Below are 16,035 nucleotides of genomic sequence, written 5' to 3' on the forward strand. Positions count from 1 at the left end.
CACGGGGGGTCCCGGCCCGCACGTCGTCTTCCCGCCAGGCGGCTCAGCCGATCTGGCGGTTCTCCCGGACCAGGCCGCCCTCGCACCAGTCGTGGTAGACGAAGAGATCCTGCCGGGCCAGCAGCACCCGGCTGTTGTGCGCCCAGTTGCGCATCAGTTCGTCGCCCTCCCGCTCGGCCTGCTCGACCAGCTTGCGGAAGCGGCGCTTCGGGTGGGCACGGAATTTCGTCCGGATGCCGTCCGCCGCGTAGATGTAGAGGCAGTGCAGGGCGAACCGGCGGGCCGGGCAGGTCGGATCCATCGCCACGTCGAAGAGGGTGAGCACCAGGTGGTCCCCGGCGACGAGGAGGTCCCAGTCGGGCGGCATCGAGGCCAGCGGCACCGAGTCCGGGTGGTAGGCCCACGCGCGCAACTCCGCCGGCGACGGGTCGACGGGGTTGGCAAAGCCGTGGAACGTCGATTCCTGCACGCTCACCGGCAACCTTCCGTTCGCGCTCGCGGGGCGCACCGGCCACCCGCGGGGCCCTGGCCTGCTGCGGCGAAACGGTAACCGTCGTCGGCGGGCTGGCGGAAGAGCTTGTCGGAAGCAATTCGACACCGGCCGGCCCGGCCGGGTCGACCGTACGGCCGACCCGGCCGGGGCACGTTCAGTCGGCGGCCGGCACCGGTTCCGGCCGGTGGGCCGCGGCCCGCCGCCGTAGCCAGGACTTGAACCAGCCCATGTCGGGCAGCCGCGCCAGCATCGGCCCGGTTACCACGGTGATCAGCACGTACGCCGTGGCGAGCGCCGCCAGCCGGGGTTCGACGGTGCCGGCGGCGACGGCCAGGCCGGCGATGACGATGGAGAACTCCCCGCGCGGCATCAGTGCGAAGCCGGCCCGCCAGCGACCGGGCTCGGCGATGCCCACCCGGCGGGCCGCGAGGTAGCCGGTGAGCAGCTTCGTCCCCATGGTCACCACGGCCAGGAGCAACGCCGGCAGCAGCACCGGCGGCATGTCCCGGGGGTCGGTGACCAGGCCGAAGAAGACGAAGAAGACCGCCGCGAAGAGGTCCCGCAGCGGGGAGAGCAGCTCGGTCGCGTGGTGCGCCACCGGCCCGGAGAGCGCGATGCCGACCAGGAACGCGCCCACCGCGGCCGACACCTGGAGCTTGGCCGCGACGCCGGCGACCAGCAGGGTCAGCCCGAGCACGCCGAGCAGCAGCGCCTCGGGGTCCTTGGCGGACAGCGCGGACGAGATGAGGTGGCCGTACCGGATGGCCACCACCAGGACGACGACCACGGTGAGCACGGCGACGCCGAGGGCGATGCCGCCGGTGACCAGCCCGACGCCGGCCAGCAGCGCGGTCACCACCGGCAGGTAGAGCGCCATGGCCAGGTCTTCGATGACCAGCACGGAGAGGATCACCGGGGTCTCCCGGTTACCGACCCGGCCCAGGTCGCCGAGCACCTTGGCGATCACGCCGGAGGACGAGATCCAGGTGATGCCGCCGAGCACCACGGCGGCCACCCAGCCCCAGCCGAGCAGCAGCGCGAACGCGAAGCCGGGCAGCGCGTTGAGCAGCGCGTCGATCAGCCCGGCCGGCGCGGCCGAGCGCAGGTTGCCGACCAGTTCGTTGGCGCTGTATTCCAGGCCGAGCATGACCAGCAGCAGGATGACGCCGATCTCCGCGCCGACGGCGAAGAACTCCTTGCTGGCGGCGAGCGGCAGCACGCCGCCGTGGCCGAAGCCCAGGCCGGCGATGAGGTAGAGGGGGATCGGGGACACCCCGAACCGCCGACTGAGCCGACCCAGGAGTCCGAGGAGCAGCAGCAGCGCGCCGACCTCGACGAGCAGTGTGGTGGTTTCGTGCATCCGCCTCAGCCGTCCGGGTCACTGTCGGCGAGGATGGCGGTCACCCCGTCGAGACCCTGGCGGGTACCGACCACGACCACCACGTCACCGGCCGCGAAGCGGAAGGTGGGATCGGGCGAGACGTTCACCTCGCCCTGCCGGAGCACCGCCACGATCGAGGCGCCGGTACGGGTGCGTGCCTTGGTGTCGCCGAGCCGCTTGTTGACGTACTTCGACCCCGCCGAGATGGCGATCTGCTCGGTGAGCAGCCCGGCCGCCTGCTCGCGCAGGCCGGAGAGCTGGCCGAGCAGAAGTGACGCGCCGAGGATGTCGGCGAGCGCCTCCGCCTCGTCGTCGCTGAGGGGGATGTCCGCCTGGCAGGAGTCGGGATCGTCCGGGTCGTACAGGACGAGGTCCCGGCGGCCGTTGCGGTGGGAAACCACGCCCAGCCGGCGACCGGATTCCGTCACCAGATCGTGACGCACGCCGATCCCCGGTAGGGCAGTCTGTTCGACACGTACTCGCACCCGGCAAGGCTACCCTGGCGAGGAGGCGTCCATGATCGGTCGAGCGCTCCGCCCGGTGTTCGTCCTGCTGGTGGTCCCGGCGCTGGTGGCCTGCTCGGCGATCGGCGACATCCGTCGCGATCCGCCGGCCCGGACCGCCGCGCCCTCCCCACCGGCCGCGCCCGCGCCGTCCCCGCCGCCGTCCGCCGGCTTCGACGAGGTACGCGCCGTCCGGGTCGCCGTCGCCCAGCGGTACGACGACCCGTACGTGGAGTTCTCCGACGCCGCGCACGGCTGGGCGCTCTTCGGCAGCTGCGACGGCCGTCCGCCGGACCGGAACTGCCCGGCGCAGCTCTTCTCCACCCTCGACGGGGGCCGCAGCTGGCTGCAGGTGCGCCACCCGCGCCCGGTGGCCGCCAACCAGCAGCTCTACACCGGGCCGGGGCTGGTGGTGCTCTGGGCCGAGCCGCACGGCTGGTACGCCTCCACGGACGGCGGCGCGAGCTTCGTGCGTACCGCCGGGGAGCCGGCGGCGTGGCGGGCCGCGCAGGGACGGTTCCAGCTAGTGGAGGGGGCGGACCAGGTGGGCGAGTGGGACGGCCGGCGGCTGCGCCCGCTCGCCGCCCAGCCGCCTGTGCGGGGTCTGAACAGCGTGGCTCTCGCCGGGGACCTGCTGGTAGCGGCGGGGACGGCCGACGATCGGCCGTACGCGGCGGTCTCGACGGACCGGGGTCGGAGCTGGCAGTCGACCCCGGTGCCGGCGCCCGACGGCGCGGTGTCCACCCTCCGGGTCCGGGTCGCGCCCGACGGCGATGTCTGGTTGGTGGGAGAGCGGTCGGACCGGATGGACTTCCCGGCGCTCTGGCGCTACCTGGGGCGCTGGCTGCCGGTGCCCGCGGAGTCCGGTCCATCGCGGATCCTGTCGCTGGCGGCCCGCGCCTCGGACGAGACCGTCCTCGCCGTCGGCCCGGTCGGTGCCCGCCAGTGGATCAGGGTGGTCCTGGCCGGAGAGTGACCGCCGCGCTCCGCTGGTCCCATTTCGTGTGCCCGGCTCGTGCTGCCGGCGCTCAGTCGACCAGCGTCGGTGGTGGTGGCGTCCTTTGGAGCTGAATCGCTTACGTCATCACGCCGTTGACAGTGGCGGAGTGGTAGGGACGAGAGCCGGGCCTGTCCCTGCTACCTCGGCTCGGCGACGAACACTCCGACCCCTTCCAGGGTCTCGGTGAGGCCGGTCGCGCGCAGGATCATCATCGCCTTACCGACCACGGTGTCCGACACGCCGTATTCCTTGCACAGTTGCGATCGGCTCGGCAGCTTGGTGCCGGGCGGCCACTCTCCTGAGTTGATCTTGCTTTTCAGCTCGTCTGCGAGCACCTGGTACTGCTGCTTGGGCATACACACTCCCCGGATGGCACGCCCATTCGATCACGTAGTGACCTCCAACCTCAAGCAATCGTTCGTTGGTCATTGACCCACAACCGGTGGCGATTGTAGGTTCCTTGCGAACGCCTCCGGATGGCACTTGGGGCGCTCATCTGGTCGGGGCGGGCATCCCCCGTGGGCCGTCCCGACCTTGCCGTTGGCTCTGCTGTCGTACTGCCGATAGGGGCTGCGGCGGCAGGGCGGGGCGGCCCGGCTGAGCAACGGGGCCAGGCCGGGCCGCTCCTTCCAGCCCGGTAGCCCGCCAATTGTCAAAAGGGGATGTTCACCGTGCGTAACCTCCTGCGGCCGCTCCTGAAGCGACGTAACGCCGGCCCGGCGATCCGGTCCGGCCCGCACAACCAGTCGCCGGCCGGCGCGTACCGCTCGACGTCGTACCTCCCGCTGCGGCCGTGGCAGGTGCGCAGCCGGACCTTTGCCACCTGCCGTCGCGGCCTGGACCCGGCCGAGGTCGCCGCGTTCCTCGATCGGGTCGCCGGCGACCTCGCCGCCGCGCACGCCGAGGTGGTCCGCAGCCGGGAGGAGGCCGCCAGGATCAAGGATGCCCTCCGCGAGTGGCAGTCCCGTCAGGCCCCCACCATGCGCGACCTGGCCCGGTGCCCGTGACCAACCGGTACGTCATCCACCTGCCGGTCACCGCCGCCGACCTCGCCCGAGCCAAGATCCTCGCCCGGACCGCCGCCCGCTCGCTGGCCTTCCTCGCCCACGTCGATCCCGGCGAGACCACCGTCTCCGCCGAGGACAACCAGGGGGTACGCCACCGGGTGTTCTGCGACCAGCGCCTCGACAACGGCCGCCGCTGCGTCCTGCGTGCCGACCACGAAACCCCCTGCACCGCCTGGCTGCCCCGCTGACCAGGCACCCCTGCGCCTGACGACCGCACGGGCGATGAATCATGGGTAGGTGGGCCGCGCCCAACGGCTCGGCGAGTGACTGGGGTCGCAGCACTGGGGTTGAGCGGAATAGGCTCAAGTCTGGTGGTGTCCTTCCCAGTGGACACGCCGATCCGGAGGGCCCATGAACACCGAACGCCTGACCACCAAGAGCCGCGAGACCATCACCGGTGCCGTCGCGCTGGCGAACCAGCGCGGTCACGCCACCGTGGAGCCCTGGCACCTGCTGCTGGCCCTGCTGGACACCGACGGCTCCACCGCCGCCGGCCTGCTGCGCGCCGCCGGGGCCGAACCCGCCGAGCTGCGTCGGGTCGCCCAGCGTGCGATCGACGCGCTGCCCGCCGCCCGGGGTTCCAGCATCGCCGAGCCCACCCTGGCCCGCGAGTTCGTCAACGCCATCGGCGCCGCCGAGCAGATCGCCCGGCCGCTCGGCGACGAGTACACCTCGACCGAGCACCTGCTCGCCGGCCTGGCCCGGGTGGGTGGCGCGGTCTCCGGCGCGCTGAAGGCCGTCGGGGCCACCGAGGAGAACCTGGTGGCCGCCTTCCCGACCGTCCGGGGCGGCGACCGCCGGGTCACCACCGCCGACCCCGAGCAGACCTACCAGGCCCTGGCCAGGTACGGCGTCGACCTGACCGCCAGCGCCCGGGACGGCAAGATCGACCCGGTGATCGGCCGGGACTCGGAGATCCGCCGGGTGATCCAGGTGCTGTCCCGGCGGACCAAGAACAACCCGGTGCTGATCGGCGAGCCGGGCGTCGGCAAGACGGCGATCGTCGAGGGCCTGGCCCAGCGGATCGTCGCCGGTGACGTGCCCGAGTCGCTGCGGGGCAAAAAGCTGGTCTCGCTCGACCTCGGCGCGATGGTCGCCGGCGCGCAGTACCGGGGCCAGTTCGAGGAGCGGCTGAAGTCCGTCCTTGAGGAGATCAAGAACTCGAACGGTCAGGTCATCACGTTCCTCGACGAGCTGCACACCGTCGTCGGCGCGGGCAAGGGCGAGGGTTCGATGGACGCCGGCAACATGCTCAAGCCGATGCTGGCCCGCGGCGAGCTGAGGATGGTCGGCGCGACCACCCTGGACGAATACCGCGAGCACATCGAGAAGGACCCGGCGCTGGAGCGTCGCTTCCAGCCGGTGCTGGTCGGCGAGCCGACCATCGAGGACACCATCGGCATCCTGCGCGGCCTCAAGGAGCGCTACGAGGTGCACCACGGCGTACGGATCACCGACGCCGCGCTGGTCGCCGCCGCCAGCCTTTCCGACCGTTACATCACCGACCGCTTCCTGCCGGACAAGGCGATCGACCTGGTCGACGAGTCGGCATCCCGGCTCCGGATGGAGATCGACTCCCGCCCGGTCGAGGTGGACGAGATCGAGCGGGCCGTGCGCCGGCTGGAGATCGAGGAGATGGCGCTGGCCAAGGAGCCCGACGCCGCCTCCGCCGAGCGGCTGGAGCGGCTGCGCAAGGAGCTGGCCGACAAGCGCGAGCAGCTCACCGCGTTGTCGGAGCGCTGGCAGCTGGAGAAGAGCCACATCACCAAGCTCTCCACCGCCAAGGAGGAGCTGGAGCGGCTCGGCGGCGAGGCCGAGCGGGCCGAGCGCGACGGCGAGCTGGAACGCGCCGCGGAGCTGCGCTACGGCCGCATCCCGGCGCTCAAGGCAGAGCTGAAGCAGGCCGAGGAGGAATTGGCCCGGCTCCAGGCCGACGGTGCGATGCTCAAGGAGGAGGTCGGCGCGGACGACATCGCCGCCGTGGTCGCCTCCTGGACCGGCATCCCCGCCGGCCGGCTGCTGGAGGGCGAGACCGCCAAGCTGCTCCGGATGGAGGAGACGCTGGGCTCGCGGGTGGTCGGCCAGGCCGAGGCGGTCACCGCCGTCTCCGACGCGGTCCGCCGCGCCCGGGCCGGCGTCGCCGACCCGGACCGCCCGACCGGCAGCTTTCTCTTCCTCGGCCCCACCGGCGTCGGCAAGACCGAGCTGGCCAAGGCGCTCGCCGAGTTCCTCTTCGACGACGAGCGGGCCATGGTCCGCATCGACATGAGCGAGTACGGCGAGAAGCATTCCGTCGCCCGCCTGGTCGGCGCCCCGCCCGGGTACGTCGGCTACGAGGAGGGCGGTCAGCTCACCGAGGCGGTGCGCCGCCGGCCGTACTCGGTGATCCTGCTGGACGAGGTCGAGAAGGCCCACCCGGACGTCTTCGACATCCTGCTCCAGGTGCTCGACGACGGCCGGCTGACCGACGGCCAGGGCCGTACGGTCGACTTCCGCAACGCGATCCTGATCCTCACCTCCAACCTCGGGTCGTCGGTGATCAGCGACCTGACGCTGGCCGAGGAGCAGCGCCGCGAGGGCGTCCTCGCGGTGGTCCGCTCGCACTTCAAGCCGGAGTTCCTCAACCGCCTCGACGACATCGTGGTCTTCGCCTCGCTGCGCGGCGACGACCTGCGCGCCATCGTCGACATCCAGCTGACCCGGATGCGCCGGCGGCTCGCCGACCGGCGGCTCGGCCTGGAGATCACCGAGGCGGCCCGGGGCTGGCTCGCCGAGCACGGCTACGACCCGATCTACGGCGCGCGCCCGCTGCGCCGGCTGGTCCAGTCCGCGATCGGCGACCAGCTGGCCCGGGCCCTGCTGTCGGGCACGATCCGCGACGGCGACACCGTCAGGGTCGACCTCGCCGACACCAGGGACGCCCTCACGGTCAACCCGGCCTGACCCACCCACCCCGCTTCCGGGGCGGACCCGCCTCCCGGCGGCTCCGCCCCGATCGGCTCCGCTTTCCGATGGGGCCGCCGCCCGGTCGGGCCCGCCGCGATCCGATGATCAAGAAGCTGCGTCGGCGCGACCGTGGTGCGCCGATGCAAACCTGTTGATCGACAGGGTGAGGGCTGGCGGGAAGGGGAAAGGATGGGGGCATGTTCGGGATCGGGAAGAGCAGAGACCGGGAGTTGGACGCGGCCGTCGAGGAGCTCGCCGGGGCGGACACCGTCGCCTTCGGCGGGGTGGGGATCGCGGGCACGCTGCTGCCGGTGACGGAGGCGTACCGGCGGGTCGAGGGGGCGCTCGACGCGCACCCGGACGAGGCGCGCGAAAAGGTCGACCGGCTGCTCCGGCACGGCTCGCCGGCCGGCAAGGCGTACGCGGCGACCCTGCTGGAGCGGGTCGACCCGGCGGCGGCCCGGGAGGCCTGGGCGTCGCTGCGCGACGACGAGGGGGAGTTCACCACCTTCACCGGCTGCCTGATGGACAGCGCCACCCTGGGCGGGTACGCCACCGACCGGCTCGCCGGAATGTAGCGGGAAGTTCACCCGGACCGGGGCTGCGGTGACCGGCCGGCGGCCCGTAGCTTCCCGGGCATGACGCAGCACGCCGCCGAGCCGGCCCGCCCACCCCGGCCCACCGCCGTCACCGTCGCCTTCTGGATGCAGATCGCCGCTGCGGTCCTGCTGCTCGCCCTGGTCGGGCTGGTGCTCTGGCAGGCGGTCGAGTGGAACGGTGAGATCGACCGCGCGGCGCGGCTGGTGCCCGACGCCGATCCGGACGAGGTCTCCGGCGAACGGTTCGGCAACGTCTTCATGTCCTGCGTGATCGGTGTGCCCGCGCTGCTGCTGGCCGGCTGGCTCGGCGTGACCGCACGCGGCGTACGCCGGGGCAGCAACACCGCCCGGATCCTGGTCTTCGTGGCCGGCGGCCTCGAATTGCTGGTCGCCTGCGCGCAGGGCTGCTTCGCGGGGATGCTCATCCCCTTGTTCTTCGCCGTCGGGGGCCCGGAGGAGGAGTGGGACGCCGGGGTCCCTGCCGAGTTCATGCCGGAGGAGTCGAAGTTCCTCGAGGCCCTCTACGGCACCGGGCCCGATCCGGCGGGGGATCTCTTCTTCGCCGTCGGCGGGTTGGGGGCGCTGCTGGTCTTCGGCCTGAGCATCACCGTGGTGGTGCTGCTGGTGCTGCCGGCCGTACGCCGCTGGTTCGTGCCCCGCAGCGCCGATGCCGCCCGCCGGCCACCGCTCGGCCCGCCCACCCCGGCCGCCTTCCTGCTGCCGCCCGGCTACATGCTCTGCCCGGACCCGCGCGCGCACGGGGCGCCGCCGCAACCGGCCCCCGCTGCGCCGCCGCCCGCGCCGGACACCCGGGAGACGCCGCCGCTGCCCACACCGGACGCTGGGGAGACGCCGCCGCCGAGCTGACCTCGCCGGCCGGGTCCATCCCGCCGCACCGGACGGTGAGTGACTGTTCGGCCACTCAGGTGTGGCCGTGATTCCCCAGGTGCGCGGGGTTGTTACCGTCTCCGCCGATGCGTGGGGAGGCGGTCGCGGTGAACGGTTCGGTGGCGTACCTGGTGGCGGCGGTGGGGTGTCTGGTCGGGGTCGCCGGGGTGGTGATCGCCGGGGTCGCCCTCGCGCGGCAGCGGAGGAAGACCGTGCCGCCGGCATCGGGCGACCCGTTCCGGGACACCGACGCGGACGCGCTCCGGGGCGACCCGCGCAAGCTCAAGGCCGGTGACATCGTGGAGATCCGGCAGGTGTCGTACGCGGTCCGCGGCTCGGTGCACCTGGTCGAGGGCGCCTGGAGCTGGGCCGAGCACCTGCTGGACGACGCCGGTGGGGCCAAGCGGTGGCTCTCCGTCGAGGAGGACCCGGACCTGGAGCTGGTGCTCTGGAACGCCGAACCGGGCGCCACCGTCACGCCGGGCGCGCCCACTCTCGACTTCGCCGGCCGCCGCTACTCCTGGGAGGAGTCCGGGCAGGCTCGCTACTCGGCCACCGGCACCACCGGCCTCGACCCGACCGGCACCGTCCGTTACCACGACTACCGGGCGCAGGGTGGGGCCCGGCTCGCCTTCGAGGCGTACGGGGAGGCCGGCTGGGAGGTGGCCGTGGGCGAGCCGCTGCACCGCTCTGAGGTGATGGTCTACCCGCAGGCCGACCCGGACACGGTGGGCTGACCGTGCTGGTCAGCATCGACACCCCGTACGTCGACACCAGCGCCGCTGACCTCGGCCTGGCCCTCGGTGGCCCCGAACTGCCGGCCCTGGCCGTACGCGAGGTCGACCTGCCCGGTGGCGTACGGCTGCGGCTACGCCTGCTCGGCGCCTCCCACCAGGTCGTCCTCGGCGGGCTCACCGAGACGGTGGCCTGCCTGCCGGGCCGGCCGCCGCACCTGCCCGGCACGCTGATCGACGAACCGAACGGCTACCGGTTCACCGCCACGGTGCTCCGGCCGCCCGCCGGTGAGCTGCGCGCCCGCGTCGGCGCGCTCCGCGCCGAGCTGGCCGACGACCCGTACGCGCTGGTCGGGGTCTTCCCCGGCGACCCAGACGCGGTCACCGCGCTCGCCGTACGCCCGGACCCGCCGGCCGGGTCGGTCGGCTGGCGTACCTGGCACGCGTACCCCCAGACCAACGAGCTGGTCCTGACCGAGACGGTGGTGGCACTGCGATGACGTACCGGCGCTGGTTCGTGGTGGGGGTGGGGTCCGCCGTCGTCGGCGCCCTGATCGCCGCCTTCGCCATCTTCCACGGCAACTTCTCGCCTCGCGGCTACGTGCAGGACCACTACACCCGGGCGTCCGGCCAGGACCTCGGCTCCGACGCCCTCGCCTACACCTCGACCAGGCCCCCCAGCCAGGTGGCGAAGGACGTCTCGGACGCCTGGCAGCCCGTCGATCAGTACGTCGACGGCAGCGGCGTGTACCTGCGTTACGACGACGACTCGGTGGTGATCCTGCCCGTCGCCGCCGGCTCGCTGATCCTGCTGGAGCGGATGACCACCGCCTACCCCCGCTACCACCACGTCGTCGGCGGTGGCTGGGGCTGGGGCCGTGGCACCACGGTCCGGGGCGGCGGCCCCGGCGCCGGCAAGTAGCCCGTTCGACCCTCTCACCCCTTGGAGTCCGTGAAGTGCAGGATCTCGTCTCCGATCTGCTGGTCACCCTCGCCTACGGTGTGGTTGGCGTTGTCCTGATGGGCATCGGGTACGCATTGGTTGACCTGGCCACTCCGGGCCGGCTCAACCACCTCATCTGGCATGAGCGCAATCGGAATGCCGCGTTGCTGCTCGCTTCCAATCTGGCTGGCGTGGGGATCATCGTGGTCGCCGCGATCGTCGCCAGCGACGACGACTTCGTGCTCGGACTGATCGGCGCAGCCGCGTACGGGATCCTGGGACTGGTCATCATGGCGGCGGCGTTTGTGCTGTTGGATGTGGCCACTCCGGGCAAGTTGGGTGAGTTGCTGGTCGATCCGGAGCCGCACCCGGCGGTGTGGGTGTCCGCCGTCGTGCACGTCGCTACCGGCGCGATCATCGCCGCCGCGATCAGCTGATGGCCGGCGGGAAGCGACCGGCCGTCGCCAAGTCCACGGGCATGAAGTCGACGTCGCTGAAGGCGGCCCTGGTCCGGGTGATCGTTCTGGGGGTCGCCGGCCTCAGCCTCGCCGGCTGTGCCAGCGACTCCGACACCACCGTGCCCGCGCCGGCGGCCGACGAGCGGGCCGGCACCGTGCCGATCCTCCAGGCGGCCTTCACCAGCCACGGGATCTGCTACGGCTGGCGGCTGAGGGACAGCGACGAGTCGGACGACAGCCGCAGCATGCTGAGCGTCGGCTCGAACCTCGGCGATGGGGTCGACACGGGCTGGAGCGAGGATCCTCGGTGCTCGCGTTGGATCGTGGTCGACGCCGCTGTCTCCTACGAATACGACCTTGCCTTTGTCAACGTGGAGGGCCCGCGCGACATCGACTTGGCCGACCTGCGCGCGATGGAGAACGCCCTGCCCCGGTTCGGGCTCGGCGATGATGTCTTCCTCGACGATCCGGGCTGGGCGGTGACCCGCGCGGCGACCACGCTGCCGCTGCTCGCCGCCGAGGTGGGCATCGCGAAGCCGGCCGCCGCCCCGACCGCCGCTCCGGCTGCCGCGCCCAGCCCGCTGCCGGACGCCGGCAATGACATCTGGCGGGACCGGCGGGGTTCGCTGCTCACCGCGAGCGCAATCCTCCTCTTCGCCGCGCTCTTCGTCATCGTGGGGGTGGTGCAGCGCCGCCGGCAGCTTCGGGTGGTGGTGCCCGCGCAGCGCGCCGGGGCGGAAGAAGCCGCCGGGCGTACCCGGGAGAAGGCTTGACCACCGACGCGCCGGCACGGCCGCGCTGGCGGCTGGCCCGCGCGGCGGTCCTGGTCGCGGTCTTCGTCTGTGCGGCCTGCGGCCTGGTCTACGAGCTGGCCCTGGTCGCCCTCGGCAGCTACCTGATCGGCGACACGGTCGGGCAGGCCTCGATCGTGCTCGGCGTGATGGTCTTCGCGATGGGCGTCGGCGCGCTCGCCGCGAAGCCGTTGCAGTCCCGGGCCGCCGCCGCGTTCGCCGTGGTGGAGCTGACCCTGGCGCTGCTCGGCGGGCTCTCCGTGCTCGGCCTCTACGCCGCCTTCGCCTGGCTGGACCTCTACGGCCCGGCGCTGGTCGGCACCGCGTTCGTGCTCGGCCTGCTGATCGGCGCGGAGATCCCGCTGCTGATGGTCATGCTGCAACGCATCCGGGAGCAGTCCGCCGGCAGCGCGGTCGCCGACCTCTTCGCCGCCGACTACGTCGGGGCGCTGCTCGGCGGGCTCGCCTTCCCGTTCCTGCTGATGCCCGTCTTCGGCCAGCTCAAGGGCGCGCTGGTGGTCGGCGCGGTGAACGCGGTGGCCGGCCTCGCGCTGGTCTGCACGGTGTTCCACGCGGAGCTGAGCCGCCGGGCGTGGGTCGCGCTCGCCGCCGGCTCCGTCGTGGTCGCCCTCTGCCTGGGGTACGCCTGGATCACCGCCGCCGACTTCGAGCTGACCGCCCGGCAGCAGCTCTACCGGGACCCGGTGGTGCACGCCGAGCGCAGCCGCTACCAGGAGATCGTGCTCACCCGGTCGGTGCGGGAGGTCGGGCACGCCGACACCGACCTGCGCCTCTACCTCAACGGCGACCTCCAGTTCAGCTCCGTCGACGAGTACCGCTACCACGAGGCGCTGGTGCATCCCGCCCTGCGCGGCCCGCGCGGCGAGGTGCTGGTGCTCGGCGCCGGCGACGGGCTCGCCGTCCGGGAGATCCTGCGCTACCCCGACGTACGCCGGGTGACCGTGGTCGACCTCGACCCGGCGGTGGTGGCGCTGGCCCGCGCCGAACCGCAGCTGCGCCGGCTCAACGGCGATGCGTTCGCCGACCCCCGGGTGCGGGTGGTCAACGTCGACGCGTTCGGCTGGCTGCGTACCGCCACGGAGCGCTTCGACGTGGTGGTGGCCGACCTGCCCGACCCGGACGAGACCGCCACCGCGAAGCTCTACACGGTCGAGTTCTACGCGCTGGTCCGGTCGGCGCTCGCCGAGGGCGCCCGGCTGGTGGTGCAGTCCGGGTCGCCGTACTTCGCGCCCCGGTCGTACTGGTCGATCGAGGCGTCGGTGCGCGAGGCCGGCTTCGCCACCGTGCCGTACCACGTGGACGTGCCCTCCTTCGGTGACTGGGGCTTCCTGCTCGCCGCGCCGGGGGCCACCCCGCCCGCGCTGGAGCTGCCGGCGGACGCGCCGCCGCTGCGCTTCCTCGACCCGCCGCTGCTGCGGGCGGCGGCCGCCTTCCCCGCCGACCGGGCCCGCCTCGACGTCCCCGCCTCCACGTTGCTCCAGCCCAGGGTTCTGGAGTACGCCCGTGCGGAGTGGCGCGGCTACTAGCGCCGCCGTCCTGCCGGCGGTGGGGACCGCCGTACACCGCGACCGCGCCGACGTGCCTTCGTGGGCTGCGTGGGTGCGCGCGAGGTTGGGCCGGAGTGGATACGGTGTGGGCGCGTTCTAGGGGAAGGAGAATCGTGGTCGATTCCCAACACACACCGGCCCGCGTCCGGCCGGCCGTGGTGACGATTTCCAGCTATCTGCTGATTCTGTTCGCGCTCATCCAGGTGATCAACCTGATCATCGCGCTCTCCACCATCGGCACCATCCGCAGGGTGCTGGACGACGCCTACCGCGGCACCGCCGCGAACGGGACCCAGGGCGTGGCCGACTTCGCCGTTGCGTTCAGCCTGGGTGGCGCCATCGTGGGGCTGCTGCTGGCGATCGTGATCGCCGTGCTCGGCCTGTTTAACAACAGGGGCGTGAACGGCACCCGGATCACCACCTGGGTGCTCGGCGGCCTGATGTTCTGCTGCTGCGGGTTCGGCACGGTCAGCAACGCCGCCGGTGGGTTCACCGCTGGCAGCGGTGGGACGACCAGCGGTGGCATGCCGAGCGGCGAGGAGGTCCAGCGCCGGCTGGAGGAGGCCCTGCCGTCCTGGTACGGCCCGGTCACCACGCTGCTCTCGGTGGTCGCTCTGCTCGCCCTGCTGGTGGCGCTGATCCTGCTGGCGCTGCCGAAGGCGAACGAGTTCTTCCGCAAGCCGCAGCCGGCCTGGGAGCCGCCGGTCCCCGGTGCCGTCTACCCCGGCCAGCCGGGCTACCCGCAGACGGGCTATCCGCCCGCCCCGGGCTACCCCTCGGCTCCGGGCCAGCCGGGCTACCCGTCGACGCCGGGTCAGCCCGGTTACCCGTCGACGCCCGGCTATCCGGCCACCCCGGGCTACCCGGTCACGCCGGAGCAGCCGCCGGCCGCCTCGCCGTGGCAGCCGCCGTCGGCGGAGGGCCAGGACCGGCCGGGTGAGGGCAACCCGCCGTACGACCCGAACCGACCCGCCGGTAGCTGACGGGCGAGTACGAGCGACGCCGACGATTCCCTCCGAGTAGGTTGCAAGCCAACGCCTACCGGAGGGAATTGTCGTGTCGTACCCGGATCAGGCGCTGGCGCGTCGGCCCGCCGCCGTCACGCTGGCCGCGGCGGTGCTGGGGCTGATGGCCCTCGCCGCCGGGGCGTACGCCGTCGTGGCGCTGCTCGCCCTCGGCGGCACGGCGGACCGGCTCCGGTCGGCCGCCGCCGGTACGACCGCCGGCCCGGACGACGTGGACGGTGTGGTCGCCCTGCTCCGGGTCGTCACGATCCTCTCGGCGGTGCTCACCGTCCTGGTGGGCCTGCTGCTGCTCGGTCTCGCCGCCGGGCTGCTCGCCGGTCGCCGGGGCGCCCGGGTGGCGACCTGGGTGGTCGCCGGGCTGGGTTTGCTCTGCGGCTGCTGCGGCCTGGCCGCGCTGGTCGGCCAGCGGGCCAGCCCGCTGCGGACCGACCAGACCACCGCCGAGCTGCTCGGCCTGCTCGGCGACGCCTATCCGTCGTGGTGGATCCCGGTGAACGCGGCCCTTTCGGTGGGTCAGGCCCTCGGCTACCTTGTGGTGGCCGTGCTGCTGGCGCTGCCCGCGGCGAACGGCTGGTTCGGCCGAGCCCGGCCCGCGCCGCCCCCGCCGCCGTACGGCCCCAACTCGCCCCCGCCGTCGTACGGCCCCTACCCGCCCCCGCCGTCGTACGGCCCCTACCCGCCCCCGCAGGCTCCGCCGCCGTCCCGCTGAGGAGCGCCCGTGACGTCCGATTCCCCGGCCACCGAGCGACGGGCGCTGGTCACCGGCGCCACCGCCGGCATCGGCGGGGCGTTCGCCCGCCGGCTCGCCGCCGACGGGTGGCAGCTGGTGCTGGTGGCCCGGACCGCCACCCGGCTCGCCGAGGTGGCCGCCGAGCTGACCGCCCGGCACGGTCACCGGGTGGAGACGCTGCCCGCCGACCTGTCCACCGACGACGGCTGCGCGGCCGTGGAACGACGGCTGGCCGACCGCAACGCCCCGGTCGAGCTGTTGGTCAACAACGCCGGGCTCAGCCTCAACCGGCCTTTCCTGCGGTCCACCGTGGCCGACGAGGCGCGGTTGTTGCGGCTCAACGTGCACGCGGTCATGCGGCTCACCCTCGCCGCCCTCGGCCCGATGACGGCTCGCCGGAACGGGGCAGTGATAAATGTCTCTTCCGTTGCCGGCTTCGGCCCGGTGATGCCCGGCTCGACCTATCCGGCGAGCAAAGCGTGGGTGACGAGCTTCAGCGAGTCCGTCGACCAGTCGGTGCGGCCGCTCGGCGTACGGGTGATGGCGCTCTGCCCCGGCTACACCGACACCGGCTACCACGAGCGCAACGGCATCGACATGTCCGGCACGCCCCGCTGGATGTGGCTGCGGGCCGACGACGTGGTCGCCGAGGCCCTGCGTGACCTGCGAAAAGGCCGGCAGATCAGCGTCCCGGACTGGAAGTACAAGCTCGCCGCAGCCGGCCTGCGGCACGCGCCACGACGGCTGCTGCGGCTGGCGTACCGCGACCGGCGGGGGCGGGTCGAGCCCACCGACGGCTGACCCCGCGACCCCGGCCGTTTCGGTTGACGGGACGCCCGGGAGGGTACGCCTCGCCAGCCAGTCGCACAGCGTAGCGGTCCATCGCCACTCATCGGTCGCCCACGAGGT

The 16,035-nt window shown here is 73.0% G+C and carries 19 protein-coding genes; 15 read left to right on the forward strand and 4 right to left on the reverse strand.

The genetic code is table 11. The features are described 5' to 3' along the window. Window positions 1-43: 43 nt before the first annotated feature. The 3 genes from ABZ807_RS07880 to ABZ807_RS07890 form a co-directional block, all read right to left on the reverse strand. Window positions 44-475 carry a hypothetical protein gene (locus ABZ807_RS07880; RefSeq protein WP_357154091.1) on the reverse strand — a complete coding sequence of 144 codons (432 nt, stop codon included), beginning with the start codon at window positions 473-475 and terminating at the stop codon, window positions 44-46. A 172-nt stretch (window positions 476-647) separates the two neighbouring features. Next, complete coding sequence (locus ABZ807_RS07885) at window positions 648-1,853, reverse strand: cation:proton antiporter (RefSeq protein WP_357154093.1); 1,206 nt, start codon at window positions 1,851-1,853, stop codon at window positions 648-650. 5 nt (window positions 1,854-1,858) lie between these two features. Further along, window positions 1,859-2,359: a TrkA C-terminal domain-containing protein gene (locus tag ABZ807_RS07890; RefSeq protein WP_357154095.1), complete on the reverse strand. Its 501-nt coding sequence runs from the start codon at window positions 2,357-2,359 to the stop codon at window positions 1,859-1,861. 31 nt (window positions 2,360-2,390) lie between these two features. Between ABZ807_RS07890 and ABZ807_RS07895 the strand changes: the two genes are divergently transcribed. Then, the gene (locus ABZ807_RS07895) at window positions 2,391-3,353 is read left to right on the forward strand and encodes a hypothetical protein (RefSeq protein ID WP_357154097.1); all 963 of its coding nucleotides are present in this window, start codon (window positions 2,391-2,393) and stop codon (window positions 3,351-3,353) included. A 161-nt stretch (window positions 3,354-3,514) separates the two neighbouring features. Here ABZ807_RS07895 and ABZ807_RS07900 read toward each other — a convergent pair whose 3' ends face one another. After that, window positions 3,515-3,733 (reverse strand): winged helix-turn-helix domain-containing protein, encoded by a 219-nt coding sequence (locus ABZ807_RS07900; protein WP_357154099.1) that lies wholly within the window; start codon window positions 3,731-3,733, stop codon window positions 3,515-3,517. A gap of 315 nt (window positions 3,734-4,048) precedes the next feature. Between ABZ807_RS07900 and ABZ807_RS07905 the strand changes: the two genes are divergently transcribed. From ABZ807_RS07905 to ABZ807_RS07970, 14 genes are all read left to right on the forward strand, one after another. Next, window positions 4,049-4,384, forward strand: a complete 336-nt coding sequence (locus ABZ807_RS07905; protein ID WP_357154101.1) for a DivIVA domain-containing protein — start codon at window positions 4,049-4,051, stop codon at window positions 4,382-4,384. Further along, window positions 4,381-4,632 (forward strand): hypothetical protein, encoded by a 252-nt coding sequence (locus tag ABZ807_RS07910; RefSeq protein WP_357154212.1) that lies wholly within the window; start codon window positions 4,381-4,383, stop codon window positions 4,630-4,632. Before ABZ807_RS07905 ends, ABZ807_RS07910 begins: the two co-directional genes overlap by 4 nt. A gap of 163 nt (window positions 4,633-4,795) precedes the next feature. Beyond that, the gene (clpB, locus tag ABZ807_RS07915) at window positions 4,796-7,387 is read left to right on the forward strand and encodes an ATP-dependent chaperone ClpB (protein WP_357154103.1); all 2,592 of its coding nucleotides are present in this window, start codon (window positions 4,796-4,798) and stop codon (window positions 7,385-7,387) included. A 200-nt stretch (window positions 7,388-7,587) separates the two neighbouring features. Then, entirely contained in the window at window positions 7,588-7,968 is a 381-nt protein-coding gene (locus ABZ807_RS07920; RefSeq protein ID WP_357154105.1) for a hypothetical protein, read from the forward strand. Window positions 7,969-8,028: 60 nt separating this feature from the next. After that, window positions 8,029-8,856 (forward strand): hypothetical protein, encoded by an 828-nt coding sequence (locus ABZ807_RS07925; RefSeq protein WP_357154106.1) that lies wholly within the window; start codon window positions 8,029-8,031, stop codon window positions 8,854-8,856. 128 nt (window positions 8,857-8,984) lie between these two features. Continuing rightward, window positions 8,985-9,614 (forward strand): DUF4178 domain-containing protein, encoded by a 630-nt coding sequence (locus tag ABZ807_RS07930; RefSeq protein WP_357154214.1) that lies wholly within the window; start codon window positions 8,985-8,987, stop codon window positions 9,612-9,614. Window positions 9,615-9,616: 2 nt separating this feature from the next. Next, the gene (locus ABZ807_RS07935; RefSeq protein WP_357154107.1) at window positions 9,617-10,111 is read left to right on the forward strand and encodes a DUF2617 family protein; all 495 of its coding nucleotides are present in this window, start codon (window positions 9,617-9,619) and stop codon (window positions 10,109-10,111) included. Then, entirely contained in the window at window positions 10,108-10,533 is a 426-nt protein-coding gene (locus tag ABZ807_RS07940) for a DUF4247 domain-containing protein (RefSeq protein ID WP_357154109.1), read from the forward strand. The genes ABZ807_RS07935 and ABZ807_RS07940 overlap by 4 nt, the downstream gene beginning before the upstream one ends. Before the next feature lie 35 nt (window positions 10,534-10,568). Then, window positions 10,569-10,991: a DUF350 domain-containing protein gene (locus ABZ807_RS07945; RefSeq protein ID WP_357154111.1), complete on the forward strand. Its 423-nt coding sequence runs from the start codon at window positions 10,569-10,571 to the stop codon at window positions 10,989-10,991. Further along, complete coding sequence (locus ABZ807_RS07950) at window positions 10,991-11,785, forward strand: hypothetical protein (RefSeq protein WP_357154113.1); 795 nt, start codon at window positions 10,991-10,993, stop codon at window positions 11,783-11,785. Before ABZ807_RS07945 ends, ABZ807_RS07950 begins: the two co-directional genes overlap by 1 nt. Continuing rightward, window positions 11,782-13,350, forward strand: coding sequence for a polyamine aminopropyltransferase (locus ABZ807_RS07955; RefSeq protein WP_357154115.1), 1,569 nt, complete (start codon window positions 11,782-11,784; stop codon window positions 13,348-13,350). The genes ABZ807_RS07950 and ABZ807_RS07955 overlap by 4 nt, the downstream gene beginning before the upstream one ends. Before the next feature lie 134 nt (window positions 13,351-13,484). Beyond that, entirely contained in the window at window positions 13,485-14,354 is an 870-nt protein-coding gene (locus tag ABZ807_RS07960; protein WP_357154116.1) for a hypothetical protein, read from the forward strand. A gap of 73 nt (window positions 14,355-14,427) precedes the next feature. Continuing rightward, the gene (locus ABZ807_RS07965) at window positions 14,428-15,105 is read left to right on the forward strand and encodes a hypothetical protein (protein ID WP_357154118.1); all 678 of its coding nucleotides are present in this window, start codon (window positions 14,428-14,430) and stop codon (window positions 15,103-15,105) included. A 9-nt stretch (window positions 15,106-15,114) separates the two neighbouring features. Further along, on the forward strand, window positions 15,115-15,927 hold the full coding sequence (locus ABZ807_RS07970; RefSeq protein WP_357154120.1) for an SDR family oxidoreductase: 813 nt from the start codon (window positions 15,115-15,117) through the stop codon (window positions 15,925-15,927). Window positions 15,928-16,035: the final 108 nt, after the last annotated feature.

The organism is Micromonospora sp. NPDC047548 (genome assembly GCF_040642975.1).
Lineage (GTDB): Bacteria > Actinomycetota > Actinomycetes > Mycobacteriales > Micromonosporaceae > Micromonospora.

Excerpts from the sequence above, each read along its gene's own strand:
- ABZ807_RS07920 (WP_357154105.1), top strand. The coding sequence starts at position 7,588 with ATGTTCGGGATCGGGAAGAGCAGAGACCGGGAGTTGGACGCGGCCGTC.
- ABZ807_RS07940 (WP_357154109.1), top strand. The coding sequence starts at position 10,108 with ATGACGTACCGGCGCTGGTTCGTGGTGGGGGTGGGGTCCGCCGTCGTC.
- ABZ807_RS07895 (WP_357154097.1), top strand. The coding sequence starts at position 2,391 with ATGATCGGTCGAGCGCTCCGCCCGGTGTTCGTCCTGCTGGTGGTCCCG.
- ABZ807_RS07925 (WP_357154106.1), top strand. The coding sequence starts at position 8,029 with ATGACGCAGCACGCCGCCGAGCCGGCCCGCCCACCCCGGCCCACCGCC.
- clpB (WP_357154103.1), top strand. The coding sequence starts at position 4,796 with ATGAACACCGAACGCCTGACCACCAAGAGCCGCGAGACCATCACCGGT.
- ABZ807_RS07950 (WP_357154113.1), top strand. The coding sequence starts at position 10,991 with ATGGCCGGCGGGAAGCGACCGGCCGTCGCCAAGTCCACGGGCATGAAG.
- ABZ807_RS07900 (WP_357154099.1), bottom strand. The coding sequence starts at position 3,733 with ATGCCCAAGCAGCAGTACCAGGTGCTCGCAGACGAGCTGAAAAGCAAG.
- ABZ807_RS07885 (WP_357154093.1), bottom strand. The coding sequence starts at position 1,853 with ATGCACGAAACCACCACACTGCTCGTCGAGGTCGGCGCGCTGCTGCTG.